We start from the raw sequence: 16,834 nt of genomic DNA, 5'->3' as shown, positions 1-16,834 counted from the left end.
GGAAAACGTTTGGAACTACCTTCCCCTTTCTTGTTAGTAGATTAGTTTGATATATATATGACTAAAGGAGATGAATATGAGTAAAAAAACTATTGTGGATACAAAAAGACGTGAAAAAATAAAAGATAACATACTAGGTTATAGTTTTTTAGCTCCAGCTTTAATTTTATTAGGTATCTTTTTGGTAATTCCAGTTGGAATGGTCATTTATTACGCTTTTACAGATTATTATTTGTTGACACCAGATGAAAGAAAATTTGTTGGATTTGAGAATTTTATTCGATTAATAAAGGATCCGATTTTCTTAAAGAGCTTCTTGAATACTTTGAAATTTGTGGTTTGGATTATTCCAGTTCAATTGGGAGCAGCCTTAGGAATGGCTTTGATTGTTAATAAAAAGCGCAAAGGGAATATGTTTTTTAAAGTGGCTTTTTTTGCTCCAGTTGTCATGTCCTTGGTAGTTATTTCTATTCTTTGGCTTTATCTTTTAAATCCAAATAGTGGCTTATTAAATGCTATTTTAAATAAGGTAGGTATTGCTTCTCAACCTTTCTTGACTAGTCCTAAACAAGCTATGTATGCAATTGTTTTTGTTTCTGCTTGGCAGGGTGCAGGTTATCAGATGCTTTTATTTTTAGGAGGAATGCAGAATATTCCACAAGATGTCTATGAAGCTGCTGAATTAGATGGATTCTCAAAATGGGCTCAGTTTCGTTATATCACGATGCCCCTACTAAAACCAACAGCCCTGTTTGTATTGTTAACAACTTTAATTTCTGCTTTTAAGCTAATTGTACAACCAATGGTTATGACGCAAGGTGGGCCATTAAACTCAACAATTACTATGGTGTACTATATTTATCAACAAGGTTTTACTGATCGTCTTGTAGGATATTCTAGCTCAATCGCTTTAGTATTTACAACGTTAATTGGTATGATTAGCTTAGTGCAACGTCGCGTTCTGAAGGAGGATGACTAAGATGAAACGATTTAAACCAACAACAATCTTAGAATATATTCTGTTAACGCTATTGGCAGGACTCTTCCTTTTTCCTATGGTTTGGATGGTAGTTTCAGCCATGAAGCCAGAAGCGGATGTTTATAAAAATTTGACTAGTTGGCAAGCCTTCTTACCAAGTTTAAATCCCGCTGATTGGTTTAAACCTTATCAGGAAGTATTTGAGCGCTTTAGTATTTTTACATATCTAGGGAACAGCATTTTTTATGCTGGAACGTTTGCTATTGGTTCTATTATTGTCAATGCACTGGCCGGTTTCGCTTTTGCAAAAGTCAATTTTTCAGGTAAGAAAATTTTATTTGGTTTCTTACTTGCTTTACTTATTATTCCAGTAGAAACTGTGTTAATTCCACAATTTACCATTATCAATTCCTTAGGTTTGGTCAATAATCGTCTTGCAGTTATTATTCCAGGATTGGCGAGTGTATTTAATATTTACTTATTTAGGAATTTCTTTATTGCAATTCCAGAAGAGATTCTTGAGTCTGCAAAGATGGACGGAGCAAGTATCGTTAGAATTTTCTTTAGAATTATGCTTCCAATGTCTAAACCTGCAGTTGCTACAGTTGGCGTTTTATCATTTATTTCAAGCTGGAATGATTATATTTGGCCATTGATGGTTTTGACAGATTCTTCTAAATTTTCAATGCAGGTTGCAATTACAACTATTAATACAACTCAACCAGTTTATATCAATCAGGTAATGGCTGTATTAACTATTTCAACGATTCCGTTGATTTTGGTCTATGTAGTCGCTCAGAAATATATTGTTCAAGGTCTGGGTGGTTCCGGAACTGGAATAAAATAGGATGTACTTATGATAAATAAAACATTTACAGTAGAAAAAGCCAATCGTTTTATAGCAGAAAATAAACGTCTCGTAAATACTCAATATAAGCCTGAAGAACATTTTTCAGCTGAGATTGGTTGGATCAATGATCCAAATGGATTTGTCTATTTTCGTGGAGAATACCATCTCTTTTATCAATTCTATCCTTATGATAGTGTTTGGGGACCTATGCACTGGGGTCATGCTAAAAGTAAGGACTTGGTGACTTGGGAGCACTTGCCAGTGGCACTTGCTCCTGACCAAGATTATGACCGCAATGGATGTTTCTCAGGTTCTGCCATTGTCAAGGATGATCGCCTCTGGCTCATGTACACTGGACATATCGAAGAAGAAACAGGTGTTCGTCAAGTGCAAAATATGGCATTTTCAGACGATGGGATTCACTTTGAAAAGATTGAACAAAATCCAGTTGCAACTGGAGCAGACTTGCCAGATGAGTTGATTGCTGCTGATTTCCGTGATCCAAAACTCTTTGAAAAAGATGGACGCTATTACTCCGTAGTAGCTGCCAAACACAAGGATAATGTGGGCTGTATCGTTCTACTAGGATCCGATAACCTAGTAGAATGGCGGTTCGAATCCATCTTTTTAAAAGGGGTAGAACACCAAGGCTTTATGTGGGAATGCCCAGATTACTTTGAGTTAGATGGGAAGGATTGCCTTATTATGTCACCCATGCGTTATCAGCGTGAGGGAGACTCATATCATAACATCAACTCATCGGTTTTGTTTACGGGTAAGGTAGATTGGGGAGAAAAACGTTTTATCCCAGAATCAGTTCAAGAAATTGATCATGGGCAAGACTTCTATGCGCCTCAAACATTGTTGGACGATCAAAATCGTCGTATCCTGATTGCTTGGATGCAGACATGGGGGCGTACCCTTCCAACCCATGACCAAGAACACAAGTGGGCATGTGCCATGACTTTACCTAGAATTCTAAGGTTGGAAGATGGCAAACTAAGACAATTCCCTGTTAAAAAAGGCCAATATCAAATCCAAATAGATAAAGATTGTCATTACCACTTAGGAAATGATACAGATTATCTTGAATTTGGTTATGACAGTAATGCGCAGCAAGTTTACATTGATCGTAGCCATCTTGTTCAAAAAATTCTAGGTGAAGAAGAACAGGACACTAGTCGACGGTATGTAGATATTGAAGCTAAAGAATTGGATGTTATTTTAGATAAAAATTCCATCGAGATTTTTGTCAATCAAGGCGAAGCAAGCTTGACTGCAACTTATTACTTAACAGTGCCAGCTAAGCTATCACGAATCGATTAAAAATTAAGTTATTTCTCCTAAAGAAAAAGTTCTCTTTCTAGCAAAATGGAAAGAGAACTTTTTGTGTTTTGGGTATATAAGCTTAGTTTATAGTATTTGTAAAATTGGTGTTGGATTATGATTTAAGCTAGTTTTCTAAAGAATTTGAAAAAAATTTTATTTAAGCAAAAAAACCTTGGTTCCAAGGCTTTTCCTGTTGTATTTAGATGCCCCCTACAGGGATCGAACCTGTGACCCACGGATTAAGAGTCCGCTGCTCTGCCAGCTGAGCTAAGGAGGCAAAGAAAAAAGCTGTATTGGTGCCGAAACTTCACGGTTTGTATTGAACCCGCGCAATTAAGCAGGTGGGCAACTCGCTCTAACTGAAGCTGTTTCCGTGTGAGACGGCCTACATGCTGTTAGAAGACTTTTGTTTCCCTAATAATACAAAAAATAGTCGGTCAACACTTAAGTGTGAAGTCGTACACCACAGCGTTTCTATGTTTATATGATACCACTTTTTCGAAAAAAATCAAGAGGAAAGTGCAATTTTTTGAAAAGGATTTCAGATTTTTCGCAAACGGTCGATAGCTTCCTTTCTTTGAGCCAAAGCCCGTTCATATTTACCAGTATCTTCTGCTTGGAAATAGTGATGATTGCGAATTTTTTCTGGCAGATAGTCTTGCTTGACCCAATTTCCAGGATAGTTGTGTGGATAGAGATAGTCTTGGGCATTCCCTAGTTCCTTGCTTCCGCTGTAGTGTCCATCACGCAGGTGTCGCGGAATAGGCAAGTGCCCTGATGTTTTGAGGTCAGCAAGTGCCTTATCCATAGCTACATAGGCTGAGTTGGATTTTGGAGAAAGGGCCAAATCAATCACGACATTGGCAATGAGAATGCGGGCTTCTGGGAACCCAATCTTCTGGGCAGCATCCAGAGCAGTCACGGTATGAATCTGGGCTTCAGGATTGGCTAAGCCGATATCTTCATAGGCGATAACAGTCAAGCGACGTGCGAGACTAGGCAGATCCCCAGCCTCAATCAAGCGAGCAGCATAGTGAAGACTGGCATCCACATCTGAGCCACGGATAGACTTTTGCAGAGCTGAGAGAACATCATAGTGGCCATCTCCATCCTTATCCATAGTGATGTAGCTCCGCTGCAGGCTATTTTCCATGATGTCGAGGGTGATATGGCGGATGCCCTCGTCATTCTCAGGGGTAGAAAGAACAGCCAAGTCCAGCGAGTTGAAGGCAGAACGCAGGTCTCCGTTTGTAGAGGTTGCGATGAAATCCAGCGCATCCTCATCTAGTTCTACTGGAAAATCAAAACCACGCTCAGGGTTACTTAGAGCTATATGAAGGGCCTCTTTGACGTCTTGGTTAGACAGAGGTTCCAACTCAAAAATTTGAACACGACTACGAATGGCAGGAGTGACAGAAAAGAAAGGATTTTCAGTCGTAGCGCCAATCATGATGACTAGTCCACTTTCCAAGAGTGGCAGGAGGAAGTCTTGTTTGGTCTTATCCAGTCGATGAATCTCGTCTAGTAATAGGACGAGACCACCAGAGAATTTCGCCTCTTCCGCAATTTCTTGCAGTCGCTTTTTACTATCAACTGTCGCATTGAAAGTTCGAAAGGCATACTTGGTCGTTCCAGCGATGGCAGAGGCAATACTGGTTTTGCCGATTCCCGGAGGGCCATATAGAATCATGGAGGACAGGCGGTTGGCTTCCACCATGCGGCGGATGATTTTTCCAGGTCCGACCAGATGCTCCTGACCGATTACCTGGTCGATGGTTTTAGGGCGCATGCGAAGCGCGAGATTGTCTGGCATAGCAGTCCTTTCTAACGTGGATTTTCTGATGTATATGTGGTAAGATGGTAGTATCTATTTTAGCATATTTCCGAGCAATCGGGGCGATTTAAGAGTCGCATAGAAAGAGGACAAAATGGCAACATATGGATTTTTAGATGTTTTAGAGGAAGAGTTGGAGAAGAACTTTCCCTTTGACTTTGAGATTAGTTGGGACAAGCGTAACCACGCGGTTGAAGTGAGTTTTCTATTGGAAGCGCAAAATGCTGCAGGTGTGGAGATGGTGGATGAAGATGGAGAGGTTTCATCAGATGACATTCTCTTTGAAGAAGCAGTGCTTTTTTACAATCCTGCCAAATCAACAGTCAATGCAGAAGACTATTTGACGGTCATTCCTTACCTACCTAAAAAAGGATTTTCTCGCGAATTTTTAGCTTATTTTGCGCTATTCCTCAAAGATACTGCCGAGGTTGGACTAGATGCCCTCATGGACTTTTTGGAAGACCCAGAAGCAGAAGAATTCGTCATGGAATGGAACCAAGAAGTCTTTGAAGAAGGAAAAGTCGGCTTGGAAGAGGGGGAGTTTTATCCTTATCCGAGATATTAAATAATAAAAAATAAAGCCAAAAAGGAGAATATATTATGAAAGAACAACAGATTTTTGATAAATTAAATGAAAAATTTGTAGGCTATGACATTCGGAGAAGTCATGAAATTAGTAAAGATAACCATAATCATTTATTTGTAGATTTTGCTATTTTCCACTCTGAGAAGCCATTTGTAATATTGGAGTATAAAGAAACGTATAAAAAAGATAATGATATACTAGAGCGTATCGAATCGTATTTTCAAGTTCCAGCGTTCGTTGTGGTAATCGAAGATGGAGAGTTATTCTTTTATAAGTCTCTTAATGAGGAGCCATTGAATTTTATTGAGTTTCAGGAATCACTTCAAGAACTAACCATTGAAAAAGCGGAAAATAATTTTTTAGGAGTTGAAAATACAGAGGAAGAGATTACAGAGGATATTAGTAGTCCGTTTAACCCAGAAGATATCAGCATACAACAACAGTTGCTGTCGGTTAAATATTTGCATGAACTTCATACGGAAGATGCAATCAACTTAAGTCCAGATTTTCAACGCGGCTATGTTTGGAAAGAGAACAAGAGAAAATCACATTTAATTGAATCATTAATGTTAAGCATACCTATACCTGCATTTTACTTGTATGAAACTGGTGCGGATAGCAGTGAAGATTATGAATTTTCTGTTATCGATGGTCAACAACGCTTAACAACCATTTTTGATTTTTTAGACGATAAGTTTCGGTTATCTTCATTAGAGTATCTGGGTACTCCATACAACGGAATGAAATTTTCGGAACTTCCTCCCAAAATAAAAAGTCGAATAAACAGAACACAATTATCTTTGAATATACTTAGTTATGATTCTCCACACCGAATCATTTATGATATTTTTAAACGAATTAACACAGGAGGTAAAGCTCTTAATAATCAGGAAATGAGAAATGCAGTAAGTACAAATAATACTAGAAAATTATTGAATTTATGTACAGAATCTGAAGAATTTCTATCTGCGACTAACAGACGTGTTAAAACATTGAGATTAGATCATCATGAATTAGTATTGAGATTTTTTGCCTTTTATAGAATCTATGATTTTGAAGAAAAAAAAGTAAATTATCAGAATTCTAACATTGTTGATTTATTAAATGATGAAAATGAAAAGTTGAATAAGATAATTTCTCAAGAAACCCTTAGTCAATATTTAGAAATTTTTAAAAATTCAATGAGTAGATGTTTTGAGTTATTTGGGGATAAAGGATTTGTGAAGCTTAGCTATAATGAAGAGATAGAACAGTATGAATATTCTATGTTAATTAACAAACCACTTTTTAGTGCCTTTAGTGTTATTTTAGCAAATAGAAAATATGAAGAGTATAACTTTAAAAATTACAGTCATATTGCCCTAGCTAAACTCTCGCAAAAATTAAAAGATCCTAATAATTTTATGTCTATATCAACTTCAACGAACAGTAAAAGTAAAGTAGAAAATTATTTTAGAATGTGTCAGGAGGTTATTGACGAATGTCTATCAGAAATATAAAAATTAAAAATTATAAGTGTTTTCGAGATGAAAGTATAGATTTATCCAAGTTGACAGTATTAACTGGTAGAAACTCAGCTGGTAAATCTTCATTTATTCAAAGTCTTCTATTATATGAATTAGCTGGAGAAAAAAAGAAAATTTATACAAATAATGTATGTGGTTTAAATTTAGGTTTACCGTCTAAGTTAATTAATTTTAATGATAGTAACCTAGACATAGATAGTAGTGGACAGGAATTTCAAATTGCTATTGATGATACAATTTCTAAATTCTCTATTGAAGAGGAACGTTTTTCTGAAAATTACTTATCAACGGTAGCAAATGAAAGAAATGAGAAAACATTTTATTATATCAATGCTGAAAGGTTTGGCCCTAGAGTTTCGCAAATGATTGAAAAAACAGATGTAGAAGATGTAGGAAGTTTTGGTCAGAATACGTTGTTTGTTTTGGAGAGAGTTAATGTTAAGTATAGAGCTTTAAAATTTCCGACAGTAATGAAAAAGAGCAATGGTGGATTTAAAAATGAGTGTGAGTATTGGGTAAATAAAATTATTGATGATGTTCAATTTGAAGTTTCTGTCAATGATGACTTAGGAGTGTCTTCATTGAGGTTTAAAGAAAATGGAATAGATGTATTACCAACTAATGTTGGTTTTGGGATATCCTATATTCTTCCAATCATAGTTCAAGGGCTTTATTTATCGGTATTAAATAATGAAGATAAAAAAGAGAGAGTGCTCATTGTTGAGAATCCAGAGGCACATTTGCACCCGTATGGACAATCTCAAATTGGACAATTTTTAGCTGAATTAAGCCATAAAGGTGGGGTCCAGGTAATCGTTGAAACACATAGTGATCATGTAATTAATGGTATGAGATTATATAGTTTAAGACAAAAGTGTGTTGAATCCGATTTTAGATTATATTATTTTAATAAACAAGATGGAAGACATGAAATAATTTCTATCGGAGTCAATGAATCAGGAGAAATTATTGATTGGCCAAAAGGTTTCTTTGATCAAGCTAAAATTGATTTATTTGAAATGATGAAACATAGATTAGGAAGATAGAATGAAACATAAGATTGGTGAATTGTATGTACATACTCCTAGTGATTTTGGAGCGATTACAATGGAGAGTGACTACTCTATTTATTTGAAGGAGAATATTGAAAATTCTTCTTGTAAAATTCCCGATGAATATTATTGTGCGGAAGATGAAAATAGGAACCTCATAATTAATGTATCAAATGAATTTCTTAATCTTCTGTTACCAGAATTATATAAAAATATTGAAATAAGAAGTCGAAAAACATATAAAGAAATTGAGAGTGATTGTTATTATAAATTTTTAACAGATAGAGAGATAAAAAATTCAGTAATTAATGATGCGGAAGCAATGGAACTAGAAAAAGAGTTCATATTATCGATGCCGATGAGTGAATTTGAATCAACGCTCAAAATGCCTTATTTTGATAATTTTTTATTAGCAGAGGAAGATTTTGAGTTTGAATTTGTTAAAGGTTATTCAGCAAAGGATTATAAACAAGAAATCATACGAGTTTTATATGATTTGAATGATTTTTGTTATGGTAATAAATTAGATTCATTTATTGGGCATAGAAATGAATTAATTAATAGTTTAAAATCTTCCGTAGCAAATTGTTCAGGCATGGGAAGTGGAGAGATAAAAGAAAAATATAAAATTGGAAATCATCATTATATAATGCATTTTAAATTATTTCGACCTGATAGTAGTGTGCGTATATATTTCGATTTTAATGAATCAGCTAATAAGATTGTTTTGGGAAAGATTGGATATCACTTATAAGTAATTTAGGATTTTAGAAAGAAGATTATCATGGAAACATGGCAAGAGTTAAAAGTTACAGTTAAGCGTGAGGGGGAGGAGTTAGTTTCCAATCTCTTGATTGAGCTGGGAGCGCAAGGTGTTGCGATTGAAGATAGCATGGACTATGTGGGAAATGTAGACCGCTTCGGTGAGATTTTCCCAGAGGTCGAGCAGCAAGAAGAAATCGTTGTGACCGCCTACTACCCTGAAACGGTGGATGTGGCAGTGGTTGAGGCAGACTTGCAGGCTCTCCTAGCAGAATTAACAGATTTTATGGATTTGGGTGAGGTCAAGATGGGGACGACTGCCTTGGCTGAGGAAGACTGGGCAGACAACTGGAAGAAATACTATGAACCTGCTCGCATCACTCATGATTTGACTATCGTGCCATCTTGGACAGACTATGAGGCGACTGCGGGAGAAAAGATTATCAAGCTGGATCCAGGTATGGCCTTTGGGACAGGGACCCACCCAACTACCAAGATGAGCCTCTTTGCCTTGGAGCAGGTTCTTCGAGGTGGCGAAACGGTGCTAGATGTGGGGACTGGTTCAGGCGTCCTCTCCATTGCTACCTCGCTACTTGGTGCTAAGGAAATTTTCGCCTATGACCTAGATGATGTAGCAGTTCGAGTTGCTCAGGAAAATATTGAGCTCAACCCTGGCATGGAAAATATCCATGTAGCTGCAGGTGATTTGCTTAAGGGTGTTGAGATTGAGGCAGATGTGATTGTAGCTAATATCTTGGCGGATATCCTCGTCCATCTGACGGATGATGCCTATCGCTTGGTCAAGGATGAAGGCTACCTCATCATGAGTGGAATTATTAAGGACAAGTGGGACATGGTGCGCGAGTCAGCTGAGTCAGCTGGATTCTTCCTCGAAACTCACATGGTTCAAGGGGAATGGAATGCCTGTGTCTTTAAGAAAACCAAGGATATTTCCGGTGTGATTGGAGGCTAGCATGCAGCAGTATTTTGTCAAGGGTAGTGCAGTCTCTCCTGTCACCATCGAGGACAAGGAAACTAGCAAGCATATGTTTCAGGTTATGCGCTTGAAAGAAGATGACGAGGTAACCTTAGTCTTTGAGGATGGCATCAAGCGCTTGGCGCGCGTGCTGGATGTGGAAGCTCGTCAGTTTGAGTTGGTCCAAGAATTGGCTGACAATGTGGAACTGCCGGTCCAAGTGACCATCGCATCCGGCTTTCCTAAGGGGGACAAGCTGGAGTTTATCACTCAAAAAGTTACCGAACTGGGTGCCAGCCAGATTTGGGCCTTCCCTGCCGATTGGTCCGTTGCTAAGTGGGATGGCAAGAAATTGGGTAAAAAGGTTGAAAAACTAGAAAAAATTGCCCTTGGAGCAGCAGAACAAAGCAAGCGTAATGTTGTTCCAAGTATCCAGCTTTTCGAGAACAAAGCTGACTTTCTAGTCCAACTAGACCAGTTTGACTCTATCGTAGTGGCTTATGAAGAGTCGGCCAAAGAAGGAGAAGCCGCTGCGCTTCTGCAAGCAGTCACTGGTCTTGAAAAAGGAGCCAAACTGCTCTTTATCTTTGGTCCAGAAGGTGGTCTCTCACCTGCAGAAATTGAGAGTTTTGAAGCTAAGGGAGCAGTCTTGGCAGGACTTGGCCCTCGTATCTTGCGAGCAGAAACAGCACCACTTTACGCCTTATCAGCCCTTAGTGTTTTATTAGAATTAGAGAAATAAGAGGAAGAAAATGGAACAAAAACACCGTTCAGAATTTCCAGAGAAGGAACTTTGGGATTTAACAGCCCTATACCAAGATCGTGAGGATTTCTTACGTGCGATCGAGAAGGCTCGTGAAGACATCAACCAGTTTAGCCGTGATTACACGGGCAATCTTCATACTTTTGAGGATTTTGAAAAGGCCTTTGGGGAATTGGAACAAATCTACATTCAGATGAGCCATATTGGTAACTATGGATTTATGCCTCAGACGACAGACTATAGCAATGACGAATTTGCCAACATTGCCCAAGCTGGGATGGAATTTGAAACAGATGCCAGTGTAGCCTTGACCTTCTTTGACGATGCCTTGGTGGAAGCTGATGAGGAAGTCTTAGACCGTTTGGGTGAATTACCTCACTTGACGGCAGCCATTCGTCAGGCCAAAATCAAAAAAGCCCACTATCTAGGGGCTGATGTGGAGAAGGCCTTGACCAATCTCGGTGAAGTTTTCTACAGTCCACAGGACATTTACACTAAGATGCGAGCTGGGGATTTCGAAATGGCCGACTTTGAAGTCAATGGCAAGACCTACAAAAACAGCTTTGTGACCTATGAGAATTTCTACCAAAACCACGAGGATGCTGGGGTTCGTGAGAAATCTTTCCGTTCCTTCTCAGAAGGACTCCGTAAGCACCAGAATACAGCTGCAGCAGCCTATCTAGCTCAGGTTAAGTCTGAAAAACTTTTAGCTGATATGAAGGGCTACGACTCAGTCTTTGATTATCTTCTAGCTGAGCAGGAAGTGGACCGTGCTATGTTTGACCGCCAGATTGACCTTATCATGAAGGACTTTGCGCCCGTTGCTCAGAGATACCTCAAGCATGTTGCTAAGGTCAATGGTCTTGAAAAGATGACCTTTGCAGACTGGAAATTGGACTTGGATAGCGCCCTTAATCCTCAAGTGACTATTGACGATGCCTATGATTTGGTCATGAAGTCGGTAGAACCTTTGGGGCAAGAATATTGTCAGGAAGTTGCTCGCTATCAAGAAGAGCGCTGGGTGGACTTTGCTGCCAATAGTGGCAAGGATTCTGGTGGCTATGCAGCGGACCCATATCGCGTTCATCCATATGTCCTCATGAGCTGGACAGGCCGTTTGAGCGATGTCTATACCTTGATTCATGAAATCGGGCATTCTGGTCAATTCATCTTTTCAGATAATCATCAAAGCTACTTTAATGCCCACATGTCGACCTACTATGTTGAAGCGCCGTCAACCTTAAATGAATTGCTCCTCAGTGACTACTTGGAGCACCAGTCTGACGACCCTCGTCAAAAACGCTTCGCTCTGGCTCACCGTTTGACAGATACCTACTTCCATAATTTCATCACCCACCTCTTGGAAGCAGCCTTCCAGCGTAAGGTGTATACATTGATTGAAGAAGGGGAGACCTTTGGAGCAAGCAAGCTCAACAGCATTATGAAGGAAGTCTTGACAGACTTCTGGGGCGATGCCATTGAAATTGACGACGATGCAGCTTTGACTTGGATGCGCCAAGCTCACTATTATATGGGCTTGTATAGTTACACCTACTCAGCTGGACTTGTGATTTCGACTGCAGGTTACCTTCATCTGAAACATTCAGAAACTGGAGCTGAAGACTGGCTAAATCTCCTTAAATCAGGTGGTAGCAAGACACCGCTTGAGTCAGCCATGATTATCGGAGCTGATATTTCAACAGATAAACCACTCCGTGATACTATCCAGTTCTTGTCTGACACAGTTGATCAGATCATCGCCTACAGTACCCAGTTGGGAGAGTAAATTAAAAGAGTCTGGGACAAAAGTCTAACCTTAAATATAAAAAGCGAACAAAACGAGTTATCTGACATTCAGAATTCTGTCTTGTTCGCTTTTTTTCTAATCTATCGATTTTAAAAATTTATAATAAAGAATTCCTAAAATCAAAATTTTTTGTCCTGGCCTCTTAAATTATCCCCAAAAGCTATCTTCTTCAGCTTGATCTGAAGAGAAGAGCCAAACTTCTTTGATTTTTCCGTCTTCAATGCGGAAGAGGTCAATCCCGTTCATATTGAGTTCAGTACCATCAGCACGTGTTCCAAGAAAAGTAACATTAGCTGCGATTAAATCCTCATTGTCAGAAACCCAATTTGTTACCACCTTAAAAGTTCCATTAGTTTTCTCAGCAAATGTAGCCAAGTGAGGTCCTAGCTTGTCCTTACCAACAACTGTACCAGATATACTATGAGTACCAGGTTGATGCCAGATAATATCATCTGCCATCGTTTCAAAGACACCAGGAAAGTCACCAGCAATTAAAGCTTGGTTATAAGCGTTGAAAATTTCTAAGTTTGTTGACATATCTATTCTCCATTTCTTTTTTATGATATAATTGTAACAGTTACAAACAAAAAAACAAGTAGACACTTTTTCGATAGCTAGTATCAAAAGTGGTACTTTTATTGATACTAAAAGATAAATTTTTTTAAAAAAATAGAAAGAAGATATTTTATGACAAATAAAGTGAGTGAGTATGGTATTTGTCCATTTGCGACAACGCAGAGGGTTTTAACGGGGAAATGGGCACTGGTAATCATTTATCAGTTGAGTACGGGTACCAAACGATTTAAAGAATTGCAGAGATTATTGCCTGGGATTACTCAAACTATTTTGACCCGTCATCTCCGTCAATTAGAAAAGGATAAGATTGTTCAACGAAAGGTCTATGCCGAAGTTCCCCCACGAGTTGAGTACAGCTTAACCGAAATGGGGCAGGAATTCAGAGTTGTTTTAGATGCTGTCGAGAAATGGGGTCTAGATTATATCAAGTTGCTAGAAATGTAGAGGTATTGACCATGTATCAAGAGTTACTTAGAAAAATAGCAGAAGAAAAACCAAGTTATCGTGATGAAGAAATCCAGTGGTTGCTTGACCATTTGGGAGATCCTTCTCCAGAAATTCGTGATGACCTTGTTTTTACAAGCTTTGCTAGAGGGATTCAGGAAGAGCTATTTACACAGGAACAATTTCATTTCATTGCTGAGGTTGTCTTAGCTGATGGAGGACTAGATAAAGAAATTGATAAGGTAGGTCTGCCAACCCTTGAACGTTCTTTTAGGGCGCTTATTTATGCAAATCTCTTGTCTGCAGATGCCAACCAGCAATCGATTTTTTATCAGGGATTAAAGGCAGAGATTCGTAATGTCCTTTTAAATCAAGGTTTGTACTATCTTTCAAAAGAAAAGGATACAAGGGGTTTTTCAAGTCAGTATGGTTGGGTTCATGCTTTTGCACATGGAGCTGATTTACTGACAGAGGTGGTTTGTCATCCAAACTTTCCTAAAAACAGAGTTCATGAAGTATTTGAGATACTTGGCCAACTATTTAAAAGAGTTTCGATTCGCTTTACAGATGATGAAGATTGGCGTTTAGCAAGAGTGGTCTATGAACCTATTTTACAAGGGAAGTTGGAGCAAGAGCAAGTAGCTTCTTGGATAAAAGCTGTTGACTTTCCGATAGAAGAAAGGGAGGATTTTTATAAATTTTCCAACTTCAGATCCTGTCTGTTGGAAGTTTATGTCCAACTTGACCAGAGAAATAGTTTACAAGATGACTTGAAAGAAGCTATCCAGTCTTTTCAATACTAGGGATAAGCTAATATTATTTATTGAAAGAGTTTCTATTGTATCCTCCTAACTAATAATGAAAACTAATAAAAGAGGTTGAATCATTTTCCAACCTCTTTTCCTGTATCTTAATGGAATTGCATACCACCATCAACGATAATGGTTTGTCCTGTAATGTAGTTTGAATCTGGTCCTGCAAGGAAGCTGACAGCAGCAGCCACATCTTCTGGTTCAGATAGACGTTTTAGGGTAATATCTTTTGCAAATGTCTGCATACCCCATTCGTCATCTTTTCCTGCATTTTTACCGACTTCATGAGCGATATCGTACATCATTGGTGTTTTCACAATACCTGGTGCGTAGGCGTTAACAGTGATGCCTGAATCTGCTAAATCACGTGCTAATGTTTGCGTAATTCCGCGGACAGCAAATTTAGTCCCACCATAAACAGTTAGATTTGGATTACCGACTACACCAGCTTGAGAGGTTGCGTTGATAATTTTACCTCCGTGGCCAAGTGCTTTAAATTGTGCTTGTGCAGCCTGTGAACCCCAAATGACACCACCAACGTTGATACCGAAAGTGCGTGTAAATTGTTCCTCAGTAATTGTATCAAGAGGAGTAGTGGGAGCAACACCAGCGTTATTTACGACAACATTCAAATCACCAAAATGGTCAACAACCTTTTGAAATGCTTGTGCAACTTCGGCCTGTTTCGAAACATCGGCCACGACAGCAAAGGCATTTTCAGCTGATAATTCGGCAACAGCTTTTTCAGCTGTTTCGGGATTGTAGTCTAAGACTCCTACCTTAAAGCCATCTTGAACCAATCTTTTTGCGATTGCAAAACCGATTCCTTGACCTGCACCTGTGACAATAGCAACTTTAGACATATGATTCCTCCTTGGTATCCACGATACCATTCAAACGTTCATAAAAGAACAGCAAAGTTGTAAAATTAGTTCAAATTAGGGAATGAATAACTAATTAGAACTATATTGACATTATATAACTTTAGAAAAAATGTTTCAAATAAATGCTACCGTTTTTATAGAATTCTATCCTGAAAATTTCCAATCAATTTTCTTGAAACCCTTTCCCTCTTTTGATAGACTAGTATCTAGTTTTTGAAAAAAGGAGAAAGAAAATGAAAAAATTTGTTGCTGAGTTAATCGGTACGTTCATGCTTGTGTTCATCGGAACAGGAGCTGTTGTTTTTGGAAATGGTCTTGAAGGTCTTGGACACCTTGGAATCGCCTTTGCCTTTGGTCTGGCAATCGTAGTTGCAGCCTACTCAATCGGAACTGTTTCAGGTGCTCACTTGAACCCAGCTGTTTCTATTGCTATGTTTGTTAACAAACGTTTGTCATCAAAAGACCTTGTCAACTACATCCTTGGACAAGTAGTTGGAGCTTTCCTTGCATCTGGATCTGTACTCTTCCTCTTGGCAAATTCAGGTATGTCAACTGCAAGTCTTGGTGAAAATGCCTTGGCAAACGGTGTAACTGTCTTTGGTGGTTTCTTGTTTGAAACAATCGCAACCTTCTTGTTTGTTTTGGTTATCATGACTGTAACATCAGCAAGCAAAGGTAATGGCGCAATCGCTGGTTTGGTGATTGGTTTGTCATTGACAGCTTTGATTCTAGCTGGCTTGAACATCACTGGACTTTCAGTAAACCCAGCACGTAGCTTGGCACCAGCTGTCTTGGTAGGTGGTGCAGCCCTTCAACAAGTTTGGATTTTCATCCTTGCACCAATTGTTGGTGGAGTTCTTGCAGCCCTCGTTGCGAAAAACTTCCTTGGAACAGAAGAATAATTGAAACTCAAAAAGCCTTGCTCCTCATCTTGAGGAACAGGGTTTTTTCGTATGATACTCTTCGAAAATCTCTTCAAACCACGTCAGCTTCACCTTGGATTATATATGTGACGGACTTCGTCAGTCTTATCTACAACCTCAAAACAGTGTTTTGAGCTGACTTCGTCGGTATTATCTACAACCTCAAAGCAGTGCTTTGAGCAATCTGCGGCTAGCTTCCTAGTTTACTTTTTGATTTTCATTGAGTATGAGTTTAACGATTGTCAATTTTCTCTGGATAAAGATCGTGTTGGAAGAGGCGTTGTTCTGCCAAGCCTTCATACTTAGTTCCTGGCTTACCGTAGTTGTAGTAGGGGTCAATTGAGATGCCACCGCGAGGAGTGAATTTTCCCCAAACCTCCAAATAGCGAGGGTCTAGCAAGTTGACCAAGTCTTTACCGATGGTGTTGATACAGTTTTCGTGAAAATCTCCATGATTTCGGTAACTAAAGAGGTAGAGTTTGAGGGATTTTGACTCAACACAGAGCTTGTCAGGGATGTAGGAAATATAGATAGTTGCAAAGTCTGGCTGAGCAGTGATGGGGCAAAGTGAGGTAAATTCAGGGCAGTTGAACTTGATGAAATAGTCATTTTCCACATGACGATTGTCAAAGGATTCGAGGACATCTGGTTGATACTCGAAAATGTAGTTGGTTTCTTTGTTGCCTAGTAGGCTGAGGTTTTTCATTTCTTCTTGTTGTGACATAATTTTT

General features: G+C 38.8%; 17 protein-coding genes and 1 tRNA gene. 13 read left to right on the top strand and 5 right to left on the bottom strand.

Features of this window, described 5'->3' with window-relative positions:
- Positions 1–76: 76 nt before the first annotated feature.
- The 3 genes from OC529_RS01015 to OC529_RS01005 are packed head-to-tail and all read left to right on the top strand — an operon-like array spanning position 77 to position 3,155.
- Complete coding sequence (locus tag OC529_RS01015) at positions 77–979, top strand: carbohydrate ABC transporter permease (protein WP_262081287.1); 903 nt, start codon at positions 77–79, stop codon at positions 977–979.
- 1 nt (position 980) lies between these two features.
- Positions 981–1,826, top strand: coding sequence for a carbohydrate ABC transporter permease (locus tag OC529_RS01010; RefSeq protein WP_000819520.1), 846 nt, complete (start codon positions 981–983; stop codon positions 1,824–1,826).
- A 9-nt stretch (positions 1,827–1,835) separates the two neighbouring features.
- The gene (locus OC529_RS01005) at positions 1,836–3,155 is read left to right on the top strand and encodes a glycoside hydrolase family 32 protein (RefSeq protein WP_173213093.1); all 1,320 of its coding nucleotides are present in this window, start codon (positions 1,836–1,838) and stop codon (positions 3,153–3,155) included.
- Between the two features lie 207 nt (positions 3,156–3,362).
- On the opposite strand, the gene OC529_RS01000 is transcribed toward OC529_RS01005, so the two are convergent.
- Together OC529_RS01000 and OC529_RS00995 are read right to left on the bottom strand one after the other, a co-directional pair.
- Positions 3,363–3,435: transfer RNA gene (locus OC529_RS01000), tRNA-Lys, on the bottom strand.
- 264 nt (positions 3,436–3,699) lie between these two features.
- Positions 3,700–4,971 carry a replication-associated recombination protein A gene (locus OC529_RS00995; protein WP_262081286.1) on the bottom strand — a complete coding sequence of 424 codons (1,272 nt, stop codon included), beginning with the start codon at positions 4,969–4,971 and terminating at the stop codon, positions 3,700–3,702.
- A gap of 115 nt (positions 4,972–5,086) precedes the next feature.
- Between OC529_RS00995 and OC529_RS00990 the strand changes: the two genes are divergently transcribed.
- From OC529_RS00990 to pepF, 7 genes are read left to right on the top strand one after another with little or no spacing between them, the layout of a single operon-like run.
- On the top strand, positions 5,087–5,557 hold the full coding sequence (locus OC529_RS00990; RefSeq protein ID WP_049531867.1) for a DUF3013 family protein: 471 nt from the start codon (positions 5,087–5,089) through the stop codon (positions 5,555–5,557).
- A 35-nt stretch (positions 5,558–5,592) separates the two neighbouring features.
- A complete protein-coding gene (locus tag OC529_RS00985; RefSeq protein WP_175880546.1) occupies positions 5,593–7,077 on the top strand; it encodes a DUF262 domain-containing protein in 1,485 nt (494 codons plus the stop codon).
- On the top strand, positions 7,059–8,150 hold the full coding sequence (locus tag OC529_RS00980) for an AAA family ATPase (RefSeq protein WP_262081285.1): 1,092 nt from the start codon (positions 7,059–7,061) through the stop codon (positions 8,148–8,150). The genes OC529_RS00985 and OC529_RS00980 overlap by 19 nt, the downstream gene beginning before the upstream one ends.
- Position 8,151: 1 nt before the next feature.
- Positions 8,152–8,910 (top strand): hypothetical protein, encoded by a 759-nt coding sequence (locus OC529_RS00975; protein WP_175880548.1) that lies wholly within the window; start codon positions 8,152–8,154, stop codon positions 8,908–8,910.
- 30 nt (positions 8,911–8,940) lie between these two features.
- Entirely contained in the window at positions 8,941–9,891 is a 951-nt protein-coding gene (gene prmA, locus OC529_RS00970; RefSeq protein WP_262081284.1) for a 50S ribosomal protein L11 methyltransferase, read from the top strand.
- A 1-nt stretch (position 9,892) separates the two neighbouring features.
- Positions 9,893–10,636 carry a 16S rRNA (uracil(1498)-N(3))-methyltransferase gene (locus tag OC529_RS00965; RefSeq protein WP_262081283.1) on the top strand — a complete coding sequence of 248 codons (744 nt, stop codon included), beginning with the start codon at positions 9,893–9,895 and terminating at the stop codon, positions 10,634–10,636.
- Positions 10,637–10,646: 10 nt separating this feature from the next.
- The gene (gene pepF, locus OC529_RS00960; RefSeq protein WP_262081282.1) at positions 10,647–12,443 is read left to right on the top strand and encodes an oligoendopeptidase F; all 1,797 of its coding nucleotides are present in this window, start codon (positions 10,647–10,649) and stop codon (positions 12,441–12,443) included.
- 168 nt (positions 12,444–12,611) lie between these two features.
- Here pepF and OC529_RS00955 read toward each other — a convergent pair whose 3' ends face one another.
- Positions 12,612–13,001 (bottom strand): nuclear transport factor 2 family protein, encoded by a 390-nt coding sequence (locus OC529_RS00955; protein ID WP_049511481.1) that lies wholly within the window; start codon positions 12,999–13,001, stop codon positions 12,612–12,614.
- Between the two features lie 150 nt (positions 13,002–13,151).
- On the opposite strand from OC529_RS00955, the gene OC529_RS00950 reads away from it, so the two are divergent.
- Together OC529_RS00950 and OC529_RS00945 are read left to right on the top strand one after the other, a co-directional pair.
- Complete coding sequence (locus OC529_RS00950) at positions 13,152–13,484, top strand: winged helix-turn-helix transcriptional regulator (RefSeq protein WP_000182730.1); 333 nt, start codon at positions 13,152–13,154, stop codon at positions 13,482–13,484.
- Between the two features lie 11 nt (positions 13,485–13,495).
- Positions 13,496–14,287, top strand: a complete 792-nt coding sequence (locus tag OC529_RS00945; RefSeq protein WP_262081377.1) for a DUF2785 domain-containing protein — start codon at positions 13,496–13,498, stop codon at positions 14,285–14,287.
- A gap of 107 nt (positions 14,288–14,394) precedes the next feature.
- On the opposite strand, the gene OC529_RS00940 is transcribed toward OC529_RS00945, so the two are convergent.
- The gene (locus OC529_RS00940; protein WP_000048147.1) at positions 14,395–15,159 is read right to left on the bottom strand and encodes a (S)-acetoin forming diacetyl reductase; all 765 of its coding nucleotides are present in this window, start codon (positions 15,157–15,159) and stop codon (positions 14,395–14,397) included.
- Positions 15,160–15,413: 254 nt separating this feature from the next.
- Between OC529_RS00940 and OC529_RS00935 the strand changes: the two genes are divergently transcribed.
- A complete protein-coding gene (locus tag OC529_RS00935) occupies positions 15,414–16,082 on the top strand; it encodes an MIP/aquaporin family protein (protein ID WP_262081281.1) in 669 nt (222 codons plus the stop codon).
- Between the two features lie 253 nt (positions 16,083–16,335).
- Here OC529_RS00935 and queF read toward each other — a convergent pair whose 3' ends face one another.
- On the bottom strand, positions 16,336–16,827 hold the full coding sequence (gene queF, locus OC529_RS00930) for a preQ(1) synthase (RefSeq protein WP_000082584.1): 492 nt from the start codon (positions 16,825–16,827) through the stop codon (positions 16,336–16,338).
- Between the last annotated feature and the right edge of the window lie 7 nt (positions 16,828–16,834).

Origin of the sequence: Streptococcus sp. Marseille-Q5855, assembly GCF_946901985.1 — a bacterium.
Taxonomy (GTDB): domain Bacteria; phylum Bacillota; class Bacilli; order Lactobacillales; family Streptococcaceae; genus Streptococcus.
The sequence above is the reverse complement of the archived record's forward strand: the minus strand, read 5'-3'. Positions and strand labels throughout refer to the sequence as shown.

What these genes read in the sequence shown, in the direction of transcription:
- OC529_RS00945 (WP_262081377.1), top strand. Translation starts at nt 13,496, where the DNA reads ATGTATCAAGAGTTACTTAGAAAAATAGCAGAAGAAAAACCAAGTTAT.
- OC529_RS00955 (WP_049511481.1), bottom strand. Translation starts at nt 13,001, where the DNA reads ATGTCAACAAACTTAGAAATTTTCAACGCTTATAACCAAGCTTTAATT.
- OC529_RS01010 (WP_000819520.1), top strand. Translation starts at nt 981, where the DNA reads ATGAAACGATTTAAACCAACAACAATCTTAGAATATATTCTGTTAACG.
- OC529_RS00975 (WP_175880548.1), top strand. Translation starts at nt 8,152, where the DNA reads ATGAAACATAAGATTGGTGAATTGTATGTACATACTCCTAGTGATTTT.
- OC529_RS00965 (WP_262081283.1), top strand. Translation starts at nt 9,893, where the DNA reads ATGCAGCAGTATTTTGTCAAGGGTAGTGCAGTCTCTCCTGTCACCATC.
- OC529_RS00985 (WP_175880546.1), top strand. Translation starts at nt 5,593, where the DNA reads ATGAAAGAACAACAGATTTTTGATAAATTAAATGAAAAATTTGTAGGC.
- OC529_RS00980 (WP_262081285.1), top strand. Translation starts at nt 7,059, where the DNA reads ATGTCTATCAGAAATATAAAAATTAAAAATTATAAGTGTTTTCGAGAT.
- OC529_RS00940 (WP_000048147.1), bottom strand. Translation starts at nt 15,159, where the DNA reads ATGTCTAAAGTTGCTATTGTCACAGGTGCAGGTCAAGGAATCGGTTTT.
- prmA (WP_262081284.1), top strand. Translation starts at nt 8,941, where the DNA reads ATGGAAACATGGCAAGAGTTAAAAGTTACAGTTAAGCGTGAGGGGGAG.
- OC529_RS00990 (WP_049531867.1), top strand. Translation starts at nt 5,087, where the DNA reads ATGGCAACATATGGATTTTTAGATGTTTTAGAGGAAGAGTTGGAGAAG.
- OC529_RS01005 (WP_173213093.1), top strand. Translation starts at nt 1,836, where the DNA reads ATGATAAATAAAACATTTACAGTAGAAAAAGCCAATCGTTTTATAGCA.
- OC529_RS01015 (WP_262081287.1), top strand. Translation starts at nt 77, where the DNA reads ATGAGTAAAAAAACTATTGTGGATACAAAAAGACGTGAAAAAATAAAA.
- queF (WP_000082584.1), bottom strand. Translation starts at nt 16,827, where the DNA reads ATGTCACAACAAGAAGAAATGAAAAACCTCAGCCTACTAGGCAACAAA.
- OC529_RS00935 (WP_262081281.1), top strand. Translation starts at nt 15,414, where the DNA reads ATGAAAAAATTTGTTGCTGAGTTAATCGGTACGTTCATGCTTGTGTTC.
- pepF (WP_262081282.1), top strand. Translation starts at nt 10,647, where the DNA reads ATGGAACAAAAACACCGTTCAGAATTTCCAGAGAAGGAACTTTGGGAT.
- OC529_RS00950 (WP_000182730.1), top strand. Translation starts at nt 13,152, where the DNA reads ATGACAAATAAAGTGAGTGAGTATGGTATTTGTCCATTTGCGACAACG.
- OC529_RS00995 (WP_262081286.1), bottom strand. Translation starts at nt 4,971, where the DNA reads ATGCCAGACAATCTCGCGCTTCGCATGCGCCCTAAAACCATCGACCAG.